The 22,924-nt window shown below is 69.9% G+C and carries 2 protein-coding genes (1 of these 2 cut by a window edge); both read right to left on the bottom strand.

Features of this window, described 5'->3' with window-relative positions:
- A protein-coding gene (locus tag ACTJJK_RS12420; RefSeq protein ID WP_440730345.1) for a non-ribosomal peptide synthase/polyketide synthase crosses the window boundary here: on the bottom strand, positions 1 to 20,862 show its 5' portion. 7,020 nt of this gene lie to the left of the window's left edge; the window shows 20,862 of its 27,882 coding nt (coding positions 1-20,862); the start codon lies at positions 20,860 to 20,862; its stop codon lies beyond the left edge, outside the window.
- Positions 20,863 to 20,985: 123 nt separating this feature from the next.
- Positions 20,986 to 22,740, bottom strand: coding sequence for an ABC transporter ATP-binding protein (locus ACTJJK_RS12425; protein ID WP_440730346.1), 1,755 nt, complete (start codon positions 22,738 to 22,740; stop codon positions 20,986 to 20,988).
- Positions 22,741 to 22,924: the final 184 nt, after the last annotated feature.

Genomic DNA, 22,924 nt, shown 5'->3' on the forward strand with positions numbered 1-22,924 from the left:
GACCGTGGTGCCCAGGACGATGTCGTCGCGGCCCAGCATGCGCCCGAGCAACAGCGCCCAGGCGCCCTGCACCAGGGTGTTCAGGGTCAGGCCGTGGCGGCGCGCCAACTGGGCCAGGGTGCGCGACAACGGCTCGGGCAGATCGAGGGCGTGATGCGATTGCTCGCCCGACGCCGCTGGACGCGACGGCAGCAACAAGGTCGGCTCTTCGATGTCGGCGAGCACTTCGCGCCAGGCCTGTTCGGCCGCGGCCGGATCGCGCTGGCCCAGCCACGCCAGGTAGTCGCGGTACGGCGTGGCACGCGCCAGCTCGGCGCCGCCATACAGCGCGAACAACTCCTGCACCAGCACCGGCAGCGACCAGCCGTCGAGCAGGATGTGATGGTTGGTGATCAGCAGACGGTGGTGCGCATCGGCGAGGCGTACCAAGGTGAAACGCAGCAAGGGCGCACGATCGAGCTCGAAGCGGCGCAGGTGCTCGGTCTCGGCGACCCATGCTGCTTCGGCTTCGCGTTGCGCGGCCGGCACCGTGTCGAGATCGACCCGTCGCCAGTCCAGCGGCACTTCGCGCGGAATCAGCTGCACCGGCGTTTCCAGCCCGCGATGGACGAAGGCCGCGCCGAGGTGCGGGTGGCGCTGCATCAGCCGGCGTGCGGCGTCGCGCAGGCGCGCTTCGTCGAGCGGGCCGTTCAGATCGAAATGCACCTGCACCACATAGGGGTCCGGCCCTTCGTGGTCGTACAGGGCGTGGAACAGCAGGCCTTGCTGCAACGGCGTCAGCGGCAGGATATCGGCGACCGCATGGGCGCCGCCGTGTTCGCGTTCCAGGGTTTCGATGGTGGTCTGGTCGAGTGCGACCAGCGGCAGGTCGGACGGGGTCAGGCCGCCGGCGTCGTCGCGTTCGAGCAGCGACGCCAGCGCACCGAGGGCGCGTGCATAGGTTTCGGCCAGGTCGACGATCTGGGCGCGGTCGAACAAGGCCCGCGGCCACGACCAGGTGGCGACGAACTCGGGGCCGTCGGCGCGGTCCTGGGTGATGGCGTTGAGTTCGATCGCGTGGGCGATCGGCATCGCGTCGCCGCCGGCATTGGCGACCTCTTCCTCGGCCTGTTCCCAATCGCGGGTTTCCGAGACGCCGAAGCGGCCGAGGTAGTTGAAGCTGATCTGCGCCGCCGGCTGCGCGGCGAGCAGCGCGCCGGTATCGGCGTTGAGATGACGCAGCAGGCCGTAGCCGAGGCCGTGGTCGGGCACCGCGCGCAATTGCTCCTTGACCCGCTTGAGCAAGCGTTCGAGCTCGCCGTCGCCGGCGAAGGCGCGCTCCAGGTCGATCTCGTCCAGCGACAGGCGCAGCGGATACAGGCTGGTGAACCAGCCGACCGTGCGCGACAGGTCGAGCCCGTTGCGATCGCTCTCGCGGCCGTGGCCTTCCAGGTCGAGCAGCAGTGCATCGACTGCGGCGCCGGTGTGGCGGCGGCGCCAGTCGCTCACAGCGAGGGCGAAGCCGCTCAGCAGCACGTCGTTGATGCGGGCGTGGAAGCGCGCCGGCAACGCCGTCAGCAGGGCCGCGGTGACCTCGCTCGGCAGGCTGAGGCTGAAGTGCTCGCTGTTGGCGCCGGTGTCGCGCGAGGGATCGAGCGCGACCGGCGACAGCGGCGGGTCGGACCCATCGGTCGTCGCCGTCCAATGCGTCAGCTCGGCCAGGCGCTGCGGCGAATGCGCGTCGTCGGACAATTGCTGCGACCAGGTGCGCAGCGAATGGCTGCGCGGTGCGAACGCCGGCGCACGGCCGGCACGGATCGCCCCGACCGCGTCGCGCAGGTCCGGGATCAGGATGCGCCAGGACACGCCGTCGACGGCGAGGTGGTGAATCGTCAACAACAGGCGGCCGCCGTGCTCGCCGGCGTCGAACCAGACCGCACGCAGCAAATCGCCGCGCTCGCACGACAAGGCCTGCGCCGATTCGGCGGCGGCCGCGTCGATGCGGGCCTGCAGCGCCGTGCCATCGAGACCGGCGACGTCGATGCGCCGCAGGCAGGCCGCGGCGTCGACGCTGCCGGGTTCGGGCACGCGCAAGCGCCAGGCCTGGGCGTCGTCGCGGCCCAGGCGCAGGCGCAGGGCGTCGTGGTGATCGAGCAAGGCGGCGAGCGCATCGCGCAGCTCGGCTTCGGCCAGGCCGGCCGGCACCCGCAGCAGCACCGATTGGTTGAAGCCGTCGAGGGCGACCTCGCGGTCGAGGAACCAGCGCAGGATCGGCAGCGCCGGCAGTTCGCCGAGCGGTTCGTCGAGCAGGGCCGGTGCGGCCTCGTCGGCATCGCGGGCGACCAAGGCCAGCGCAGCGACGCTCTGGTGCTGGAACACGTCGCGCGGTGTGATCAGCAGACCGGCCTTGCGCGCCTGGCTGACCAGTTGGATGGAGATGATGCTGTCGCCGCCGAGATCGAAGAAGCTGTCGTCGATGCTGACCCGCGGCAGACCGAGCACTTGCGCATACAGCTCGGCGAGGACCTGCTCGCGGTCGTTGCGCGCGGCGCGGTGGTGGGCCGGGGTGAAATCGGGAGCCGGCAGCGCCTTGCGGTCGATCTTGCCGTTCGGGGTCAGCGGCATCGTCGGCAGCAACACCATCACCGGCTGCATGTAGTCCGGCAGCTGCGAGGCGACGTGGCGGCGCAGATCGCTGAACTGGTCGAAGCTGGCCGGGTTGTTGGTGCAGGCGGCGAGCTCGCGCGGTGTGTTCGCCAGGTACAGATCGGTCCACACCGCCGACGTGGCGGCGTCGTCAGCGCGCACGAACAGCAGGTCGAGCCCCTCGCCGATGGCGCCGCCGGACCAGGTCGTCGCGACCCGGTAACCGAGGCGGCGGCCGAGTTGCACCAGCGCTTCGCTGGTCGCCTCGATCGCGCTGCCCGCGGCGATCAGCTGCGAACGCACCTCGGCGATAGCGGTGCCGGAGGCCAGGGCCTGCAGCGCGTCCAGCTCGGGTTGCAGATGCGCATTGGGCACGCCGCGCAGGCGCAGGCCGGCGGGCTGGTGGTCGAGCAGATGGGTGGCGACGGCATCGAATCCGTCGAAATCCGCGCCCCAGGCGCGCACCGGCAAGGACGCCAGCGAGCGCAGCGGCAGCGGCCCCTTGCGCAGCACCACCTCGTAGCGGTGGCGGCTGAGTTCGTTGCCGTAGGCGCTGCGCTTGGTCTGGATGTCGACCGCGGCGATGCCGTCCAGGCGCTGCGGCAACTGGCTGAAGAACTCCGGTGCGACCAGCAGTTCCTTCTCGGCCAACAGGATCTGCTCGATGCGCCGTTGCAGGGTCGCCGCGTCGGTGTCGGCATCGGCCTGGTGCAACTGGATCGCGGTGGCGAAGCTGCGCTGCAGGTGCAGGTTACGCACGTCGCCGAGGAACAGCGCGCCGCCCGGCGTCAGCAGCTGCATCGCCTGGCGGATCACTTCGAGCAGGTAGTCGCCGTTCGGGAAGTACTGCAGCACCGAGTTGATGACGATGGTGTCGAAGCGGCCGTCCTGGCCGTCGCTCGCCAGGCTGTCGCCGAGGCCGTGCATCTCGTGCGCCGGCCGTGCATGCAGTTCGATCTTGCCGGCCAGCTGCGGCTGCCGTTCGATCTCGCCGCGCAGGCGTTCGATGGTCGCCGCCGACAGGTCGGTGCCGTGGTAGGCCTCGACGTGCGGCGCCACCTGCGACAGGATCAGGCCGCTGCCGACGCCGATCTCGAGCACGCGCCTCGGCTGCAGTTCGAGGATGCGTTCGACCGTGGCCGCACGCCACTCGCGCATCTGTTCGAGAGCGATCTCGGAGCCGTCGTAGCTGCTGTTCCAGCCGTGGAAGTTTTCGCCGAACTCGACCGCTTGCGGCGGTTCTTCGCCGTACAGGGTCTCGTAGATGGTTTCCCACTCGCCGATCAGGCGCGATTCCTGGCCCTGGTCGCGGTCGGCGTCGCGTTCGTGTTCGAGCACGACATAGGCGACCAGTTGCTTGTGGCCCGGCACGTCTTCGCGCGCGACCACGATCGATTGCGCGACCGCGGCGTGGCGCTGCAGCACGTCCTCGATCTCGCCGAGTTCGATGCGGAAGCCGCGCAGCTTGACCTGATGATCGACCCGGCCGATGAATTCGAGTTGGCCGTCGTCGCGCCAGCGCGCCAGGTCGCCGCTGCGGTACATGCGCTCGCCGGCGAGGTAAGGATCGGCGACGAAGCGCTCTGCGCTCAGTGCGGGGCGATGCAGATAACCGCGCGCCAGGCCCTTGCCGGCCAGGTACAACTCGCCCGGCACGCCGACCGGCACCGGCTGCAGGCCGGCGTCGAGCAGGTAGACGCGGCTGCCGAGGATCGGCGTGCCGATCGGCGGCACCGAGGCGCCCGCCAGCGGCGCGCTCATGGTCGCGCACACCGTGGTTTCGGTGGGGCCGTAGGCATTGGTCATGCGCCGGCCTTGCGACCAGGTCTTGACCAACTGCGGCGCGGTGGCCTCGCCGGCGACGATCAGGTCGCTGCAGGTCGCGAGCGCATCGGCGCCGAGCACCGACAACGCGGCCGGCGGCAAGGTCGCATGGGTGACGCGGTGGCGTTGCATGGTCTCGACCAGGGCCTCGCCTGGCAGCAGCCGTTCGGCCTCGGCGACGACCAGGGCCGCGCCCGACAGCAGCGCCATGCACAGTTCCCAGAATGCCGCGTCGAAACTCAACGAGGCGAACTGCAGCACACGCGAACCCGGGCCGACCTCGAAGGCGGCGACCTGGCTGGCGAGCAGGCTCGGCACGCCGGCATGGGTGACGACCACGCCTTTGGGACGCCCGGTCGAACCGGAGGTGTAGATGACGTAGGCGGCATCGGCCGGCGACACTGCGGCGAGCCGCGGCGCATCGGTGGCTTGCGCGGCCAGCGTCTGCAAGGTTTCCGGCAGATCCAGCAGCCAGGTCGGCACGCCGTGTTCGGGCAGGCGCGCTTCGATCTCGCGCCGGCTGATCAATCGCGCCGGTTTCGCGTCGGCGAGCATGTAGGCCAGGCGTTCCGGCGGGTAGTCCGGGTCCAGCGGTAGATAGGCCGCGCCGGTCTTGAGGATGCCGAGCATGGCGACGACCATTTCCGGCGAACGCGGCAGGGCGATGGCGACGCGGTCTTCGCGGCCGATGCCCAGGGCGATCAGCGCATGCGCATAACGGTTGGCGCGGCGGTCGAGTTCGCCGTAGCTGAGACAGGCGTCGCCGAACAGCAAGGCCGGCGCTTCCGGATCGAGCGCGACCTGGTGCTCGAATAGGGCCGGAATGGTGGCGTCGGCGATGGCGCCGTGCGCGTCGCCGAGCACGGTGCGGTTCGCGTCGCCGAGCAAGCGCTGGCGTTCGTCGCTATCGAGCAGGTCGATGGCGGCGATGCTGCGCCGCGGGTCGCGGGCGGCGGCATCGAGCAGCCGCAGCAGGCGCTGCCACAGGCGTTCGATCGAGGCTTCGTCGAACAGATCGGTGGCGTACTCGATGACGCCGTCGAGGCCGGCCGGCACGCCGTCGGCGGCGAGGCGTTCGCCGAGGTTGAAGAACAGATCGAACTTGGCGCTGCGGAAGTCGGCGCTATGCATCGACACGGTCAGGCCGGGCAGGCGCAGCTCGGCTTCGCTGACGTTCTGCAGGACCATGCCGACCTGGAACAGCGCATGGTGCGAAGTCGAGCGGGTCGGGTTGAGCAGTTCCACCAGGCGCTCGAACGGCGCGTCCTGGTGGGTGTAGGCGGCGAGTGCGGTGGCGCGGACCCGGCCGAGCAAGGTCTCGAAGCTCGGCTGCCCGGACAGATCGGCGCGCAGCACCAGGGTGTTGACGAAGAAGCCGACCAGATCGTCGAGGGCCTGATCGTTGCGCCCGGCGATGGCGCTGCCGATAGCGATGTCGTCGCCGGCGCCGAGGCGGTGCAGCAATGCGGCGAGGCCGGCCTGCAACACCATGAACAAGCTGGCTTCGTGGCGATGAGCGAGGTCGAGCAGGCGCGCGTGCAGTTCGGGATCTATGCTCAGCGCCCATTGCCGGCCGCGATAGCTGGCGACCAGCGGACGCGGCCGGTCGGTCGGCAGCTCGATGCGTTCGGGCAAATCGGCCAGTTGCGCCTTCCAGTAACCGAACTGCTGCGAGATCAGGCTGTCCGGGTCCTGCTCGCTGCCGAGCAGGCGTTGCTGCCACAGGGTGTAATCGGCGTACTGCACCGGCAGCGGCGCCCAGGTCGGCGAATGTCCCTGCAGACGCGCGGCATAAGCCTGGCCGAGATCGCGCGCCAACGGCGCCAGCGACGAGCCGTCGCCGGCGATGTGATGCAGCACCACCAACAGCACGTGCTCCTGCTCGCCGAGACGGAACAGACTGCTGCGCAGCGGCGTCTCGTGAGCGAGATCGAACACGTGCATGGCGTCGGCATGCAGCAGCTCGGCCAGGGTGTCGGGGTTGGCGTCGACCAGCGACCACTGCGGAGCGCTTTCGGCGATCGTCAGCACCTGCTGGTAAGGCGTGCCGTCGGCCTCCGGGAAGATCGTGCGCAGGCTTTCGTGACGCGCGACCACATCGCTCAGCGCGGCGCGCAAGGCGTCCAGATCCAGCCGCCCCGACAGGCGCAGCGGCATCGGGATGTTGTAGGCGGCGCCACTGTCGCCCGTGCCCGCGTGTTGTTCGAACTTCTGGATGAACCACAGACGACGCTGCGCGTACGACAGCGGCAGCAGCGCCGGACGCGCTTGCGGACGCAGCGCCGGGCGGGCCAACTCGGCCTGCGGCAAACGCGCGGCGAGGCTCGCCACGGTCGGCGCTTCGAACAGGGCGCGCAAGGGCAGTTCGATGCCGAGTGCGGCGCGGATCCGGCTGACCAGACGGGTGGCCAGCAGCGAATGGCCGCCGAGGGTGAAGAAGTGATCGTCGAGGCCGATCCGTTCGATCCCGAGCACCTCGCCGAACAGCTCGCACAGCAGGCTTTGCTGCGGCGTCTGCGGAGCGCGATAGGTTTCCGCGGCGCGGTCGCCTTCGCCGGGTTCCGGCAGGGCCTTGCGGTCGATCTTGCCGTTCGGCGTCAGCGGCAGCGCGTCCAGGGCAACGAAGGCCGAGGGCAGCATGTACTCGGGCAGGCGCTCGCCCAACGCCTGACGCAGGGCGCCGCCGTCGAGGCCATCGGCGACGACATAGGCGACCAACCGCTTGAGGCCTTCGCGGTCCTCGCGCGCGACCACGACGTTACGGGCGTGACCGAGCTGGGCCAGGGCCGCTTCGATTTCGCCGAGTTCGATGCGGAAGCCGCGGATCTTGACCTGATGGTCGAGGCGGCCGAGGAAGTCCAGACGGCCATCGAAGCCCCAGCGTGCCAGGTCGCCGGTGCGGTACATGCGCTGTCCGTTCTGGAACGGGTCGGCGACGAAACGTTCGGCGCTCAGCGAGGGCCGGCGGAAGTAGCCGCGCGCCAGACCGTCTCCGGCCAGGTACAACTCGCCGGCGACGCCGCTGGGCACCGGCCGCAAGTTCGCATCGAGAACATACACGCGGGTGTTGTCGATCGGCGCGCCGATGCGCACCGCCTCGCCGGCGGCGACGCGGCTGGCGAGCGACCAGACCGTGGTTTCGGTGGGGCCGTACAGGTTCCAAAGCGCCGCATCGGCGGCGAGGAAGTCGGCGAGTTCCGCCGGCAGCGCTTCGCCGCCGCACAGCACGCGCAGGTTGGCGGGCGGCGCCCAGCCGGCGGCGCGCAGCATCTGCCAGGTGGCCGGGGTGGCCTGGATCGTGCTCGGCGCGATCGCGGCGATGTGCTCGCGCAGGCGCTCGCCGTCGGTCGCGACCTCGCGCGGCGCGATGTGCAGTTCGGCGCCGCACAGCAAGGGCAGGTACAACTCGAGCCCGGCGATGTCGAACGAGATCGGGGTCAGCGCCAGCAGGCGGTCGCCGGCGTCGAGGCCGGGCTCGCGCTGCATTGCGCATAGGAAGTTCTCGAGCGCGCGGTGTTCGATCGCCACGCCCTTGGGACGGCCGGTCGAGCCGGAGGTGTAGATCACGTAGGCCGGGTGGCGCGGATGCAGGGCGCGTACACGTTCGTGCTGGCGCGGGCCGTGCGCCGGGGCGCCGGCGAGACGCTCGCGCAGGTCGGCCGCGTCGAGCGACCAGCGTAAGGCGACCTCGGCCTCGGCGAGCAACGAGAGCGTGTCGTCGTCGCCGATCAGACAGGCCGGGCCGGCGTCTTCGACCATATAGGCCAGGCGTTCGGCCGGATAGTCCGGGTCCAGCGGCAAATAAGCGGCGCCGGCCTTCAGTGTGGCCAGCAAGGCCACCAGCATGTCGAGCGAACGCGGCAGGGCGATCGCCACGATGTCCTCCGGGCCGATGCCTTGCGCGATCAACAGGTGGGCGAGGCGATTGGCGCGCGCGTCGAGTTCGGCGTAACTGAGGCGGGCCTCGGCGCAAACCGCGGCGGTCGCATCCGGGGTGCGTTCGACCTGGGCCTCGAACAGCGCCGGCAGGGTCAGACCCGGCTGCGCGCGTGCGGTGGCGTTGGCCTCGACCAGCAAGCGCCGATGCTCGGCGGTATCGAGCAGCTCGATGCGGTCCAAGGGCAGCGACGGATCGGCCGCGACCGCGGCCAACACGCGCAGCAGGCGCTGCGCCAGCGCTTGCGCGCCGTCCTCGTCGAACAGATCGAGGGCGTATTCGAGGGTGCCGTCGATGCCGGCGGGGGCGCCGTCGCCATCGAAGCATTCGTTGAAATCGAAGCTCAGGTCGAACTTCGACGAGGCCAGCGCCATCGGCTGCGGCGTGCAACGCAGGCCGGCCAGCGCCGCTTGCGGCGGCGGGTTGTTCTGCAGCACCAGCATCACCTGGAACAGCGGGTGATGGGCCAGCGAGCGCACCGGGTTCAGCGCTTCGACCAGTTGCTCGAACGGCAGGTCCTGGTGTTCGTAGGCGGCCAGGTCGGCGTCGCGCACGCGTTCGAGCAACTGCTCGAAGGCCGGGTTGCCGGAGGTGTCGGTGCGCAGCACCAGGGTGTTGAGGAACAGCCCGACCAGGTCGTCGAGCGCGGCATCGGTACGGCCCGCGACCGGGCTGCCGATCGGGATGTCGGTGCCGGCGCCGAGGCGGGTCAACATCGTGGCCAGCGCCGATTGCAGCACCATGAACAAGGTCGCGCCGCGGCGCTGGGCGAGTGTGGCCAGGCTGCGATGCAGATCGGCCGGGATCGCGAGGGACAGCGATGCGCCGCGGTAGCTCGCGACCTGCGGACGCGGGCGCTCGCTCGGCAGACTCAGCTGATCGGGCAGGGCGGCGAGACGACGGGTCCACCAGGCGAGCTGGCGCGCGTACACGCTGTCGTCGTCGGTGGCGCCTGAGGCCGGGCCGGCGCCGAGCACGCGCCGTTGCCACAGGCTGTAGTCGGCGTACTGCACCGGCAGCGGCGCCCAGGCCGGCGTCAGCCCTTGCAGACGTGCGGCGTAGGCTTCGGCCAGGTCGTCGCTCAGCGGTACCAGCGAGGCACCGTCGGCGGCGATGTGGTGCAGCAACAGCAGCAGCACGTGATCCTGCGTGCCCAGTTTGAACAGGCTCGCGCGCAACGGAATCTCGCGTTCGAGATCGAAGGCATGGGCCGCGGCCGCGCTCAGACGTTCGGGCAAGTCGCTTTCGCTGCAGTCGAACGCATGCAGTTCGACTGCGACCTTCGTCAACACCTGTTGCTGCGGCGTGTCGCCGCCGGGGAACACGGTGCGCAGGCTTTCGTGGCGTTCAACCAAGTCGGCGATAGCGGTGTGCAACGCAGTGGCGTCCAACTCGCCTTGCAGGCGCAACGCCAGCGGCAGGTTGTAGAGGGCGCTGGCGCCTTCGTACTGATGCAGGAACCACAGGCGCTGCTGGGCGAACGACAGCGGCAGCGGTTGCGGACGCTCCTGCACCGACAGCGGCAGGCGCGCACGCCCGCCCTCGCCGAGGCGGCGGGCGAAGGCTTCCACGCTCGGCGCCTCGAACAAGGCGCGGATCGGCAGTTCGACGTCGAAGGTGGCGCGGACCCGGCCGATCAGGCGCGTGGCCAGCAGCGAATGCCCGCCGAGGGCGAAGAAACTGTCGTCGATGCCGACGCGCTCGCGTCCCAACACTTGTGCGAACAGCGCGCACAGCAGGGCTTCGGTGGCGTCGCGCGGCCCGCGAGAATGCGCATGCGGGGCATAGTCCGGCGCCGGCAGCGCCTTGCGGTCGAGCTTGCCGTTCGGCGACAGTGGCAGGGTGTCCAGGCGCACGAAGGCGCTCGGCAGCATGTACTCGGGTAGGCGCGCAGCCAGGCCTTGGCGCAACGCTTCGACGTCGATCGACTCGGCCGCGACATAGGCGACCAATTGCCTGTCGCCGGGCCGGTCCTCGCGCGCGATCACCGCGTGCTGGGCATAGCCGAGTTGGGCCAGCGCCGCTTCGATCTCGCCGAGTTCGATGCGCAGGCCGCGCAGCTTGACCTGATGGTCGACGCGGCCGAGGTACTCGACCTGGCCGTCCGCGCGCCAGCGCGCCAGATCGCCGGTGCGGTACAGGCGCGAACCGTCGGCCGCATGCGGATCGGCGACGAAGCGTTCGGCGGTGAGCGCCGGATTGGCCAGATAACCGCGGGCGAGGCCGACGCCGGCCAGGTACAGCTCGCCGGCGACGCCGACCGGCACCGGCCGCAGCGCGGCATCGAGCACGTACAGCCGGGTGTTCCAGATCGGCGCGCCGATCGGCACCTGCGCGCCGGTCTCGTCGTCGCGGCAGGCCCAGGCGCTGACGTCGACCGCAGCTTCGGTCGGGCCGTAGAGGTTGTGCAGCGGCCGCGCCAGTTGCTCGCGCACGCGGTTGCGCAGCTCGCCCGACAAGGCTTCGCCGCTGCACAGGATGCGGCGCAAGCCGGCGCAGCCGGCCGCACCATCGGCGCCGCGCATGGCCAGTTCCGACAGGAACACGTCGAGCATCGACGGCACGAAGTGCACGGTGGTGATGGCTTCGCGCTCGATCAGTTCGGCCAGGTAGGCCGGGTCGCGATGGCCGTCGGGTCGGGCGACCACCAGGCGCGCGCCTTCCAGCAGCGGCCAGAAGAACTCCCATACCGACACGTCGAAGCTCGACGGGGTCTTCTGCAGCACCGCATCGTCGCCGCGCAAGCCGTACTCGGCCTGCATCCAGGCCAGGCGGTTGACGATGCCGCGGTGCGAGTTGACCACGCCCTTGGGGCGTCCGGTCGAGCCGGAGGTGTAGATCACGTAGGCCGGGTGATCGAGTTCGAGCGGGCGGACCCGTTCGGCATCGGTCGGCGCGCGGTCGCTGGTCTGCGCGAGGGCGGCGAGCAGCGCGGCATCGTCGAGCGATAACAGCGCGGCCTGCGCCGGCAGTTTCGCGGCGACGTCCGAACGCGTCAGCACGCGCACCGGTGCGGCGTGGCCGATCATGTAGGCCAGGCGCTCGACCGGATAATCGGTATCCAGGGGCAGATAGGCCGCGCCGGCCTTGCTGACCGCGTACAGGGCGACGATCAGCTCGACCGAACGCGGCAGGGCCACGCCGACGATGCTCTCCGGGCCGATGCCGTCGGCGATCAGGCGGTGGGCGAGGCGGTTGGCGCGGGCATCGAGTTCGGCATAGCTCAGGCGCTCGCCCTCGAACACCACGGCGACAGCGTCGGGCGTACGCGCGACCTGTCGCTCGAATAGGGCCGGCAGCGGCAGTGCCGGGAAGGCATGGGCGGTGTCGTTCCACTGCTGCAGGACTTGCCGGCGTTCCTCGCTCGGCAACAGCTCGATGGCGCCGACCCGCGCCTGCGGATCGCCGGCCAGCGCGTCGAGCGCGAGCAGGCAACGCGAAGCGATGCGGTCGATGGTCGCGGCGTCGAACAGATCCGGGCGATAGCTCAGTTTGAGCGCGAGTTCGCGCCCGGGCACGGCGACCAGGCCGAGCGGGTAATGCGAAGCATCGCCGCCCCGGTGGCCGTGGAAACGCGCACTCAATTGCGGGCCGACTTCGAGCGTGCCGGTGGCGTCGGCGCCGATCGGGAAGTTCTCGAACACCACCAGGGTGTCGAACAATTCGGCATGACCGGCCGACTGTTGGATCTCGGTCAGGCTGAGGTGTTGGTGGTCGAGCAGCGCCGATTGTTCCCGCTGCAGGCGCTGCAACAAGGCGCCGACGGTTTCGTCGCGCTGCAGTCGCAAGCGCAGCGGCAGGGTATTGATGAACAGACCGATCATGTCCTCGACGCCGGCCAGCTCGGGCGGGCGTCCGGACACGGTGGCGCCGAACACGATGTCGTCGCGATGGGCGAGCTGCGCCAGCACCAGGCCCCAGGCAGCCTGGACGAAGCTGGCCAGGGTCACGCCGAGCTTGCGCGACTGCGTTTCCAGGCGCGCGGTGAGCGCGGCATCGGCGAAGTAGCGGCGCACTTCCGGCGCGGTCGCTGTGGCAGTCGTGGCCGCGGCGATGCGGGTGGGTTCCTCGAAGCCGGCGAATGCCGTGCGCCAGGCTTCGTGGGCGCCGGCGGCATCGCGGCCGGCGAGCCAGCGCAGGTAGTCGCGATAAGGCGTGACCCGAGGCAGCGCGGCCTCGGCACCGTCGCGATACAGCGCGAACAGCTCGCGCATCAGGATCGGCGAGGACCAGCCGTCGAGCAGCAGGTGGTGGCTGGTGAACGCCAACAGGTGGCGGTCGCGGGCGCAACGCAGCAGGGTGAAGCGCAGCAGCGGCGACTGCGCCGGGTCGAAATTGCGCTGGGCGTCGTCGGCGAGCAGCCGTTCGAGTTCGCTGTCGCGGCGTTCCGCGGTCAGCGGGGTCAGGTCGATCACTTCCCACGGCAGCAGGCTGTCGCATGGGATCAGCTGCAAGGGCTGATCGAGGCCGTCGTCGACGAAGGCCGCACGCAGATGCGGATGGCGCGCGAGCAGATCGCGTGCGGCGCGTTCCAGGCGATCGCCGTCGAGGGCGCCGTCGAGCTCGAACACCATCTGGGTCAGATAGGCGTCGGGCGCGGAGCGGTCGTACAAGGTGTGGAACAGCAGGCCTTGTTGCAGCGGCGACAGCGGCAGCACCTCGGCCAGGGCCTGGCCCGATTCCAGGCGTTCGATCGTGTCCTGGTCGAGCGCGACCAGCTCCAGGTCCGACGGCGTCAGCCGGCGCATGTCGCTGGCGGCGGCATGGACGGCGATCGCGCGCAGCGCCGCGAACCAATGCTCCGCCAAGGCTTCGACTTCGTCTTGCCGCAGCAGTTCGCCGGCCCAGCTCCAGTTCGCGCACAGCTCCGGGCCGTGGTCGCCGGCCAGGGTCAGGGCATTGAGTTCGAGCGCATGCGCGAGCGGCATTGCCGCATCGCCGCCGCTGCCGAGCGCGAGGCTCGGCTCGGCGGCGCTCCACAGAGCGTCGCTGCCGGCGTCGAGATCGAAGCGGCCCAGATAGTTGAAGCCGACCTGCGGCGACGGCCAACCGGCCAGTGCGTAGCGGCCCTCGTCGTCCAGATGGCGCAACAGGCCGTAGCCGATGCCGTTGTCCGGCAGCGCACGCAGTTGCTCCTTGATCGACTTGAGTGCGCGTTCCAGCGGCTTGCCGCCGCGCAGCGCGGCCTGCGCACCGCTTTCGGGCAGGTGCAGGCGCAGCGGGAACAGGCTGGTGAACCAGCCGACCGTGCGCGACAGATCGGCGCCGTCGAGCAGGCCGGCTTCGCGACCGTGGCCTTCGAGGTCGAACAGCACCGAAGCCTCGCCGCCGTTGCCGTGGCTCGCACCGCGCCAAGCCGACAGGGCCAGCGCGAACGCGGTCAGCAGGACGTCGTTGATGCGGCCATGGATCAGCTCGGGCGCGCGGGTCAACAACAAGCGCGTGCTCTCGCTGTCCAGGCGCAGGCTCAGGCTGCGCTGGCCGGCGAGGGTGTCGCGTTGCGGGTCGAGCGGACGCGCGGCGACCGCGCCGGCATCGCCGTCGAGCATCGCGCGCCAGAACGGCAGCTCCGCGCGGCGGCGTTCGGCGGCGGCCGGCAAGGCCAGCGCCCATTGCCGCAACGAGGTCGGCACCGGCGCCAGCGACGCGGCACGGTCCCCGGCGCAGGCCTCCCAGGCCGCACGCAGGTCGGGCACCAGGATGCGCCAGGACACGCCGTCGACGGCGAGGTGGTGGATAGTCAACAGCAGACGCGAATCGTCGCCGCCGTCGAACCAGACTGCCTGCAGGATGCGGCCGTCGCGAGGATCGAGCCGGGCCTGCGCAGCCTGGGCCTCGGCTTCGATGAGCCGCTTGCGCGCGGCGGCGTCGAACCCGTCGATATCGATGTCGATGCGTCGCAGCAGATCCCGCGCCTGGACACTGCCGGCGGCGCCGACGTGCAAGGCCAGGCCGGCATCGAGGCGCAGACGCAGCGCATCGTGATGATCGATCAGGCGCTGCAGCGCGCTCAGCAAGGGCGCCTCGCGCAGGGCCGGCACGCGCAGCAGCATCGATTGCTGGAACTGCCCGAACGGGCCGTCCTGCTCGAACAGGTCGCGCACGATGGGGGTGGCCGGCAGCTCGCCGACCGGGTCGACCGTCGGCTGCGCCGGCGTCGCCGCCGGGTCGAGCGGCGTCGCGACCGCGGCCAGCGAGCGCACGCTCTGGTGCTGGAACACGTCGCGGGCGCTCAGGCGCAGGCCGGCCTGACGGGCACGGCCGACCAACTGGATCGAACTGATGCTGTCGCCGCCGAGGGCGAAGAAACCGTCGTCGACGCCGACCTCGGCCAGGCCGAGCACCTGCGCGAACAAGCGCGCGAGCAAACGCTCCTGCGCCGATTCCGGCGCCGCGCCGCGCACTGTCTCGATGCTCGGCGCCGGCAAGGCGCGGCGATCGAGTTTGCCGTTGCGGGTGAGCGGCAGGGCGTCGAGGGCGACCACTGCGGCCGGGCGCAGATAGTCGGGCAGACGCTCGCCCAGTTGCCGCAGCACGGCCTGGGTATCGATGGCGTCGCCGACCACATAGGCGACCAGGCGCTTATGGCCGGGGCTGTCCTCGCGTGCGATCACCGCGTTGCCGGCGTAGCCGAGTTCGGCGAGCGCGGCCTGCACTTCGCCGAGTTCGATGCGGAAGCCGCGGATCTTGACTTGATCGTCGGCGCGGCCGAGCACTTCCAGGCGGCCATCGCGACGGCGCCGTGCGCGGTCGCCGCTGCGGTACATGCGTTCGCCGGCATGGAAGGGGTCGGCGACGAAGCGTTCGGCGGTGAGTGCGGCGCGCTCGCGATAGCCGCGCGCCAGGCCGGGGCCGGCCAGGTACAACTCGCCGGCCACGCCCTCGGGCGCCGGCTGCAGCCAGGCATCCAGCACGTAGGCGCGGGTGTTCCAGATCGCACGGCCGACCGAGGGCGCCGTGGCCTCGCGCTCGATCGCGGTGAACGCGGCATCGACGCCGTACTCGGTGGGGCCGTAGGCGTTGTAGCCGCGCACGTCGTCGCGTTCGGCAAAGGCCTGCCATTGCGCCGCGGCGATGGCTTCGCCGCCGAGGATCACGCTGCGCGGGTGCCAATGTGCGGGATCGAGCAGGCCGCGCTGGCGCAGCGGTTCGAAGTGCGACGGGGTCAGGTCGACGGCATGGATGCGGCGCTCGCGCAGGCGTGCGATCAACAGTTCGCCGTCGCGGCGGGTGTCGTCGTCGATCAATTCCAACTGATGGCCGGCGCACAGCCACAGCAGGCCTTCGACGGCGGTGTCGAAGGCGAAGGTCGCGGTCAGGGCGAAACGCACCCGCGTGGTGTCGTTGTCGCCCGCGACCGCACTGTAGAGGGTGCTGCGTTGGTGCTGGAACAGGTGCGACAGCGTGGCGTGGGCGACCAGCACGCCCTTGGGCTTGCCGGTCGAGCCCGAGGTGTAGATCAGATAGGCCGGGTGTTGCGGGTGCAGCGGCCGTACTCGTTCGAGATCGGTCGGTGCCTGTGTGGGCATGGACTGCAGGCGCGCCTCGAACGCGGCCTCGTCGAGCACCAGCAGCGGCAGGTCGGAGCCGAGGCGGGCGGCGATGTCGGCATGGGCGAGCACGCGCGTCGGCACCGCATCCAACAGCATCTCGCGCTGGCGCGGGCCGAGATGTTCGAGGTCGAGCGGCAGATAGGCGGCGCCGGTCTTGAGCACGGCCAGCATAGCCACGACGCTGTCGGCGGAACGGTTCAGGGCCAGGGCGACGATGTTCTCGGCGCCGACGCCTTCGCCGATCAGCAGATGGGCGAGACGGTTCGCGCGTCGTTCGAGGGTGGCGTAGTCGAGTTCGTCGTCGCCGCAGACCAGGGCGATCGCGTCCGGCGTGGCGGCGGCCTGGCGCTCGAACCATTGCGGCAGGGCGGTCGCTTCCACCGCGACGGATTCGCCGCGCGAGGCCTCGAGCAAACGTTGTCGCTGTGCAGCATCGAACAGGCCCGCCTCGCCGATACGCTGCTGCGGGTCGGCGGCCATCGCTGCGAGGACCTGGATCAGGCCGTCGCCGATGGACTGCGCGGTGGCCTCGTCGAACAAATCGGTCGCGTATTCCAGCAGGCCGCTCAGGCGGGAGACGCCGTCAGTGTGGTGCTCGGTGAAATCGAAGCTGAGATCGAACTTGGCGACCGGCGCGTCGAAGGCCAACAGTTCGCTGCGCAGGCCGGGCAGGGCCGGCAACGCGGGTGCGGCCGTTTGCAGCGAGAACATCACCTGGAACAGCGGGTGACGGCCGAGGCTGCGGACCGGGTTGAGCGCATCGACCAGTTGCTCGAACGGCAGGTCCTGCTGTGCGTAGGCGGCTAGGTCGAAGCGGCGCACGCGCTCGATCAGCTCGGCGAAACTTGGGTTGCCGGAGGTGTCGGTACGCAGCACCAGGGTGTTGACGAACATGCCGACCAGGCGCTCCAGCGCCGGATCGTCGCGGCCGATGGCCGGGGTGCCGATGGCGATGTCGCTGCCGGCGCCGAGCCGGCTCAGGGTCGCGGCGAGCGCGCTCTGCAACAGCATGAACAAGCTGACGCCGTGGCGCCGTGCCAAGGCCTGCAGGGCCGCGCAGGTTTCGTCAGCGATGGCGAAACGCAGGGTATGGCCGCGGTGGCTCGGGGTCTGCGGCGGTTGCCGGTCGGTCGGCAGTTCGATGCGTTCGGGCAGTTCGGCCAGGGCCTCGCTCCAGTAGGCGAGTTGGCGTGCGGCGAGGCTAGCGGCATCGTCCAAGTCGCCGAGCAATCGGCGCTGCCACAGGCTGTAATCGGCGTACTGCACCGGGAGCGGCAACCAAGTCGGCGCGCGGCCCTCGCAACGGGCGGTATAGGCCTGAGCGAGGTCGTCGGCCAGCGGCGCCAGCGATGCGCCGTCGGCGGCGATGTGATGCATCAGCAACAACACGGCCTGACGTTGCGGCCCAAGTTGGAACAGGCTGGCGCGCAAGGGAATCTCGCGGCTCAGGTCGAAGCCGTGACTCGCCGCACGGGCTAGCGCCTCGTCGAGCTCGGCCTCGTCGCAGTCGACGACCTCGAACGGCGCTACCGCCGCATCGAGCACGCGCTGCTGCGGCGTGTCGCCGTCCGGGAACACGGTGCGCAGGCTCTCGTGGCGTTCGAGCAGATCGGCGATCGCCAGGCGCAAGGCTTCGCGGTCGAGCTCGCCGTCCAGGCGCAGGGCCAGCGGAATGTTGTAGGTCGGGCTCGGCCCCTCGATTTGGTGCAGGAACCACAGGCGCTGTTGGGCGAACGACAGCGGCAACTGCAGCGGACGCGTCCGCCGGGTCAGTGCCGGTCGCGCCGGTGCGCTTTCGTTCAAGCGACGGGCCAGGGCTTCGACCGTCGGCGCCTCGAACACCATGCGCAGGCTGAGCTCGACCTCGAGCGCGGCGCGGACTCGGCCGATCAGCCGGGCTGCGAGCAGCGAATGGCCACCGAGAGCGAAGAAATGATCGTCGATACCGACGCGTTCCACGCCCAGCACCTGCGCGAACAACTCGCACAGCACGCGCTCGCGCTCGTCGCGCGGTTCGCGATGGCTGCGACCTTCGACTTGCGGCGCGGGCAAGGCCTTGCGATCGAGCTTGCCGTTGCCGGTCAGCGGCAAGGCCGGCACGGCGACGAAGGCGCTCGGCAGCATGTACTCGGGCAGGCGGGCGGCGAGGGCGTCGCGCAGGGCGGCGCCGTCAACGGCGTCGCCGACCACGTAGGCGACCAGTTGCGGTTGGCCGGGCCGGTCCTCGCGCAGGATCGCCGCGCTCTGCGCATGGCCGGCGCGGGCCAGGGCGGCTTCGATCTCGCCCAGCTCGATGCGGAAGCCGCGCAGCTTGATCTGTTGGTCGGCGCGGCCGAGGTAATCGATGCGGCCGTCGCCGCGCCAACGCACTCGGTCGCCGGATCGGTACATGCGGCCGCCGTGCTCGAACGGGTTGGCGACGAAGCGCTCGGCGCTCAGGGCCGGTCGCTTAAGATAGCCACGGGCGACGCCGGCGCCGGCGATATACAGCTCGCCCGGTACGCCCACCGGCACCGGCCGCAACGAGGCGTCGAGCACGTACGCGCGCATATTGTCGAGCGGTGCGCCGATCGGCACGCGTTCGGCGTCGACCGCCAGCGCCGGTACTTCGCAGGTCAGGGCAAAGGTCGTCGTCTCGGTCGGGCCATAGCCGTTGACGATGCGCAACCGCGGATGGCGCGCCTGCAAACGGCGGATCGCATCGGCCGACAGCACGTCGCCGCCGGCCCAGACTTGCCGCAGCGAGGCGAACAGTTCCGGCGTCGACTCGGCGAATTCATGGAACAGGCCCGCGGTCAGCCACAGGCTGCGCACCCCGAAGCGCTCGATCAGGCGCTGGAAATCGCGACCATCGGCGGCCTCGGCCGGCGCCACGACGATGCGCCCGCCGTTCAACAACGGCACCCACAGCTCGTAGGTCGAGGCATCGAAGGCGTGGGTCGAATGCAGCAGCACGACTTCGTGGCCGTCGCCGAAACGGCGGTCGCGGGCGAACTCGACGATGTCGCAATGGCGCACGGCGACGCCCTTGGGCACGCCGGTCGAGCCCGAGGTGAACATCGCGTAGGCGAGCTGTTCGGGATGGATCCCAGCCTTGATCAGGCGGCGATCGACGCGCTCGGCGCGTTCGACTGAATCGAAACGATCCAGCCCCATTAGGTCCGGCCCCATCAGGTCCGGCTCCATCAGATCCAGCCGCAGCAGGTTCGGATGCGACAGAGCGCGCGCATCGAGGCTGGCATCGGCGATCAGTATCGTCGCGTCGGTCTCGGCCAGCACCTGGGCCAGGCGCTCATCGGGATGCTGCTCGTGCAGCGGCACGTAATACGCGCCGGTCTTGAGCACGGCGAGCACCGCGACGACCAAGTCGGGCGAACGGCGCAGCAACAGGGCGATGCCGCGCTCGGCCACGGCGCCGCGTTGCAGCAGTTCGTGGGCGAGCGCGTCGGCGCGGCGGTCGAGTTCGGCATAGCTGAGCGCGCCGTGCTCGCCGACCACGGCGATGGCATCCGGCGTCGCCAGGGCCTGGCGCTCGAACGCGGCTGCGACCGATTCGGGCTCGACCTTATGCGCGGTGTCGTTCCAGTCCAGCAGCAGGCGCTGGCGCTCGGCCGCATCGAGCAGCTCGATCGCGGCGAGCGGACGCTGCGGATCGGCCGCCGCCGCGGCGACGAAGGCCAGCAGGCGCCGCAGATGCGCGGCGATCTCGTCTTCGTCGTAGCTCTCGGCATTGCCGTCGAAATGCAGCAGGCAACCGTCGCGGCCGATCTGGCCTTCCAGGTTCACCGCAACATCGTTGACCACGCCGTTGGCCAGCGAATGCAGGATGCCGGTCTGGCCGTCGAAATCGAAGGCGTAGTCGAAGGGGATGATGTTGATGCGCGGGCCGAAGCAGCGCTGTTGGCCACCGTCGGCGAGTGCTTGCAGGATGTCCTTGCCGCGGTAGTTCTGGTGACGCAGGCTTTTGCCGATCTCGCGGCCGGTCGCGCTCGCCAGTTCCTGCAAGGTGGGGGTCTTGGCGAACGACAGGCGCAGCGGCAGGACGTTGGCGACGGTGCCGGGAATACCGCGAGCGGCCTTGGAACGTCCGGCCACCGGGAAATCGAACAGCATCTCGTCGCGGCCGGCGATCCGCTGCAGATACGCGGCGACCGCGGCGGTCATCAACTGCGGCCATTTGACGCCGGTGCGTTGCTCGGCTTCGAACAAGCAGTCGACCAAGGCTTGCGGGATCGGCGTGCTGCGGCGATGGAAGCGTGCCGACGGCCGCGGCATGCGGCCGTCCAGGCCGACCCGCTCCGGGGCGTCGAGCAGATAGTCCTGCCAGTGCTGCGCGTCCTTGGCGTGACGTTCGGATTGCCGGTAGCGCAGGTCTTCGTCGACCAGCTCCATGACGCTGGCGAGTTCGCCGGCCGGTTCGAGGCCTAGGCGCAGGGCGTTGTAGCGCTCGCAGATGCGTCCGGTCGCCAGCGAATAGCCGTAGCCGTCCATGACGATGTGGTGATAGCGCTGGTACCACTGGTGATGCGCCGGGCCCAGCTTGAACAGGAGTTGGGTGAACAGGACCTGGTTGAACGGTGTCGCGGCGAGGCCGTAGACCTGGCCGGCGTCCGCGAGCATCCGCGCATGCGCCTCGGCAATCGGGTCGGCGTGCATCGACAGGTCGACGATCTGCAGGATCGACGCTCGGCTCTCGCCGAGGCATTGCACCGGCCCGTCGACACCGTGCTCGAAACGCAGGCGCAAGGTGTCGGCCTCGGCGGCGAAGGCGTCTACCGCGCGGCTCAAGGCCTCGACGTCGAGCGGACCGCGAATGTCGACGTAACCGCGCGTGTCGTAGTACGCGTTGTCCGGGTCGAACGCCTGAGCGAACCACATTTCCGACTGCGGTGCCGACAGGGGGCGCGGATTTGCCTTGCTCATGAACTCACCGATGGGCTGAAGATGGAGCGCTGGATGTCGTTTCGTTCGGTGCGCCGCACCGGCGGGCCGGGCGCGGCATAGCCGCACGGCGCGAGGGCCGTCGGCGGAGTCGTACGGCTCGGGTCAGTCGGCTTCGAGCAAGGCCGGCTCCGGCGCCCGCTGGAACTGGCGCTCGACCAGGCGGGCGTAATAGGGGTGGGTGGCGATCAGTTCGCCGTGGCTGCCGACGCCGGAGATCCGGCCGCTGTCGAGGAAGCAGATGCGGTCGGCGTGCATGACCGTGGACAGGCGATGGGCGACGATGATGTTGGTGCGCCCCTGCATCAGCGATTCCAGGGCCAACTTGACCTGGTGTTCGGTTTCGCTGTCGAGGTTGGAGGTGGCCTCGTCGAGAATCAGCAAGTCCGGGTCGCGCAGGAACATGCGTGCGATGGCGATGCGCTGGCGTTGACCGCCGGACAGGTTGTTGCCTTGTTCGATCAACACGGTGTCGAAGCCCTGCGGCATGCGTTCGATGAAGTCGAGCGCACCGGCGCGCTCGGCGGCCGAACGCATGGCTTCGTCGGAGAATTCGCCGGCCAGGCCGTAGGCGATGTTGTCGCGCACGCTGCCGGGCATGATCGGCGCGTTCTGGGCGACGTAGCCGATGCTGCCGCGCCAGTCGACCAGCGGGAAGCCGGAGATCGGCTGGCCGTCGTAGAGGATCTCGCCGCCGCTGGGCTCGTAGAAGCGTTCGATCAGCGACAGGATCGTGGTCTTGCCGCTGCCGCTGGTACCGACCAGGGCGGTGGTGGTGCCCGGCGCGAACTGCAGGTCGATGCCGTGCAGCACGGTGGTGTCGCGGCCGGCGTAGCCGAAAGAGACGTTGCGGAATTCCAGCATGCCGCCGCTGCGGCGCTCGGCGCGGCCGGGGTGGGGTTCTTCCTCTGGCTCGGCGAGGATCGCGCTGATCCGCCCCGACGCGCCTTTCGCCTTCTGCAGCTCGGCGGTGAAGTTGGTCAGTTGGACCAGCGGGTTGGCGACGTTGAAGATGTACAGGATGAAGGCGGTCAGCGTGCCCATGGTGATCTCGCCGGCGGCGACGCGCGAAGCGCCGTAGACCAGGATCACGATGATCGCCAGGGTCATCGCCAGGCTCATCAGCGGTTCCAGCGCGGCGTTGACCCGCGCCACGCGCCAGCCGAGTTGCTTGAGGCCTTCGATCTCTTCTTCGCTGCGCTCGCGTTCGCGCGGTTCGGCGGTGAAGGCCTTGACCAGGCGGATCTCCTGGAACACGTGGGTGAGGATGCCGCTGAGCCGCGCGGTGCGGTCCTGGATGCGGTGCGACAGGCCGTCGAGCAGGAAGGCGATCGGGATCATCACCACGAAGGCCGCGCCGATCGAGCCGAGCAAGGTCAGGGTGAGGCGCACGTCGAGCAGCAGCAGGACCACGATGGAGCCGCCGAGCAGCAGCACGCCGGTCAGCAGATTGATCGCCTGGCGCGTGGTCAGCTCGGAGATCGACTCGCAATCGCGGACCACCCGGCTGACCCGCTCGCCGCTGCTTTCGCTGTCGAAGGACGCGATCGGCAGCCTCAGCAGTTTGTCGACCAACGATGCGCGCAGGCGCGCGACGAGTTGGTACCCGACCCGCGCCAGCAGATAGGCGGAAATCGCGCCGACCAGGTTGGCCGCGATCAGGATCCCGGCGAGGATCGCGATGCGGCTCGGGTCGATGCCGCCGTTGCCGAAATCGTCGATCAGTTGCTTGGTCTGAATCGGAAACCAGAGCGTGCCGGCGACCGAGGCCATCGCCGTCAGCGCCGCCAGCGACAGCAGCGCGAGGGACGGTTTGCCGGTGCGGATCAGGCGCCACAAGTCGCTGTAGGAACTGCTCATGCGAACTCCACGAAAGGACGGCGGTGAGGTGACTGCACTGGTTTTTCTTCGGCTGGTCTTCTTCGCCCGGCCGGACTGCGGCCACAGACGATCGCGCACCGAATCGGCGCGATGAACTCTTGCGGCACGCGCATAACGCATGCCGATCGGCACGTTGTGTTGCTCAGGGTTTGATCGGCAGCGG

Source organism: Lysobacter sp. 22409 (assembly GCF_052045105.1).
GTDB lineage: Bacteria > Pseudomonadota > Gammaproteobacteria > Xanthomonadales > Xanthomonadaceae > Lysobacter > Lysobacter antibioticus_B.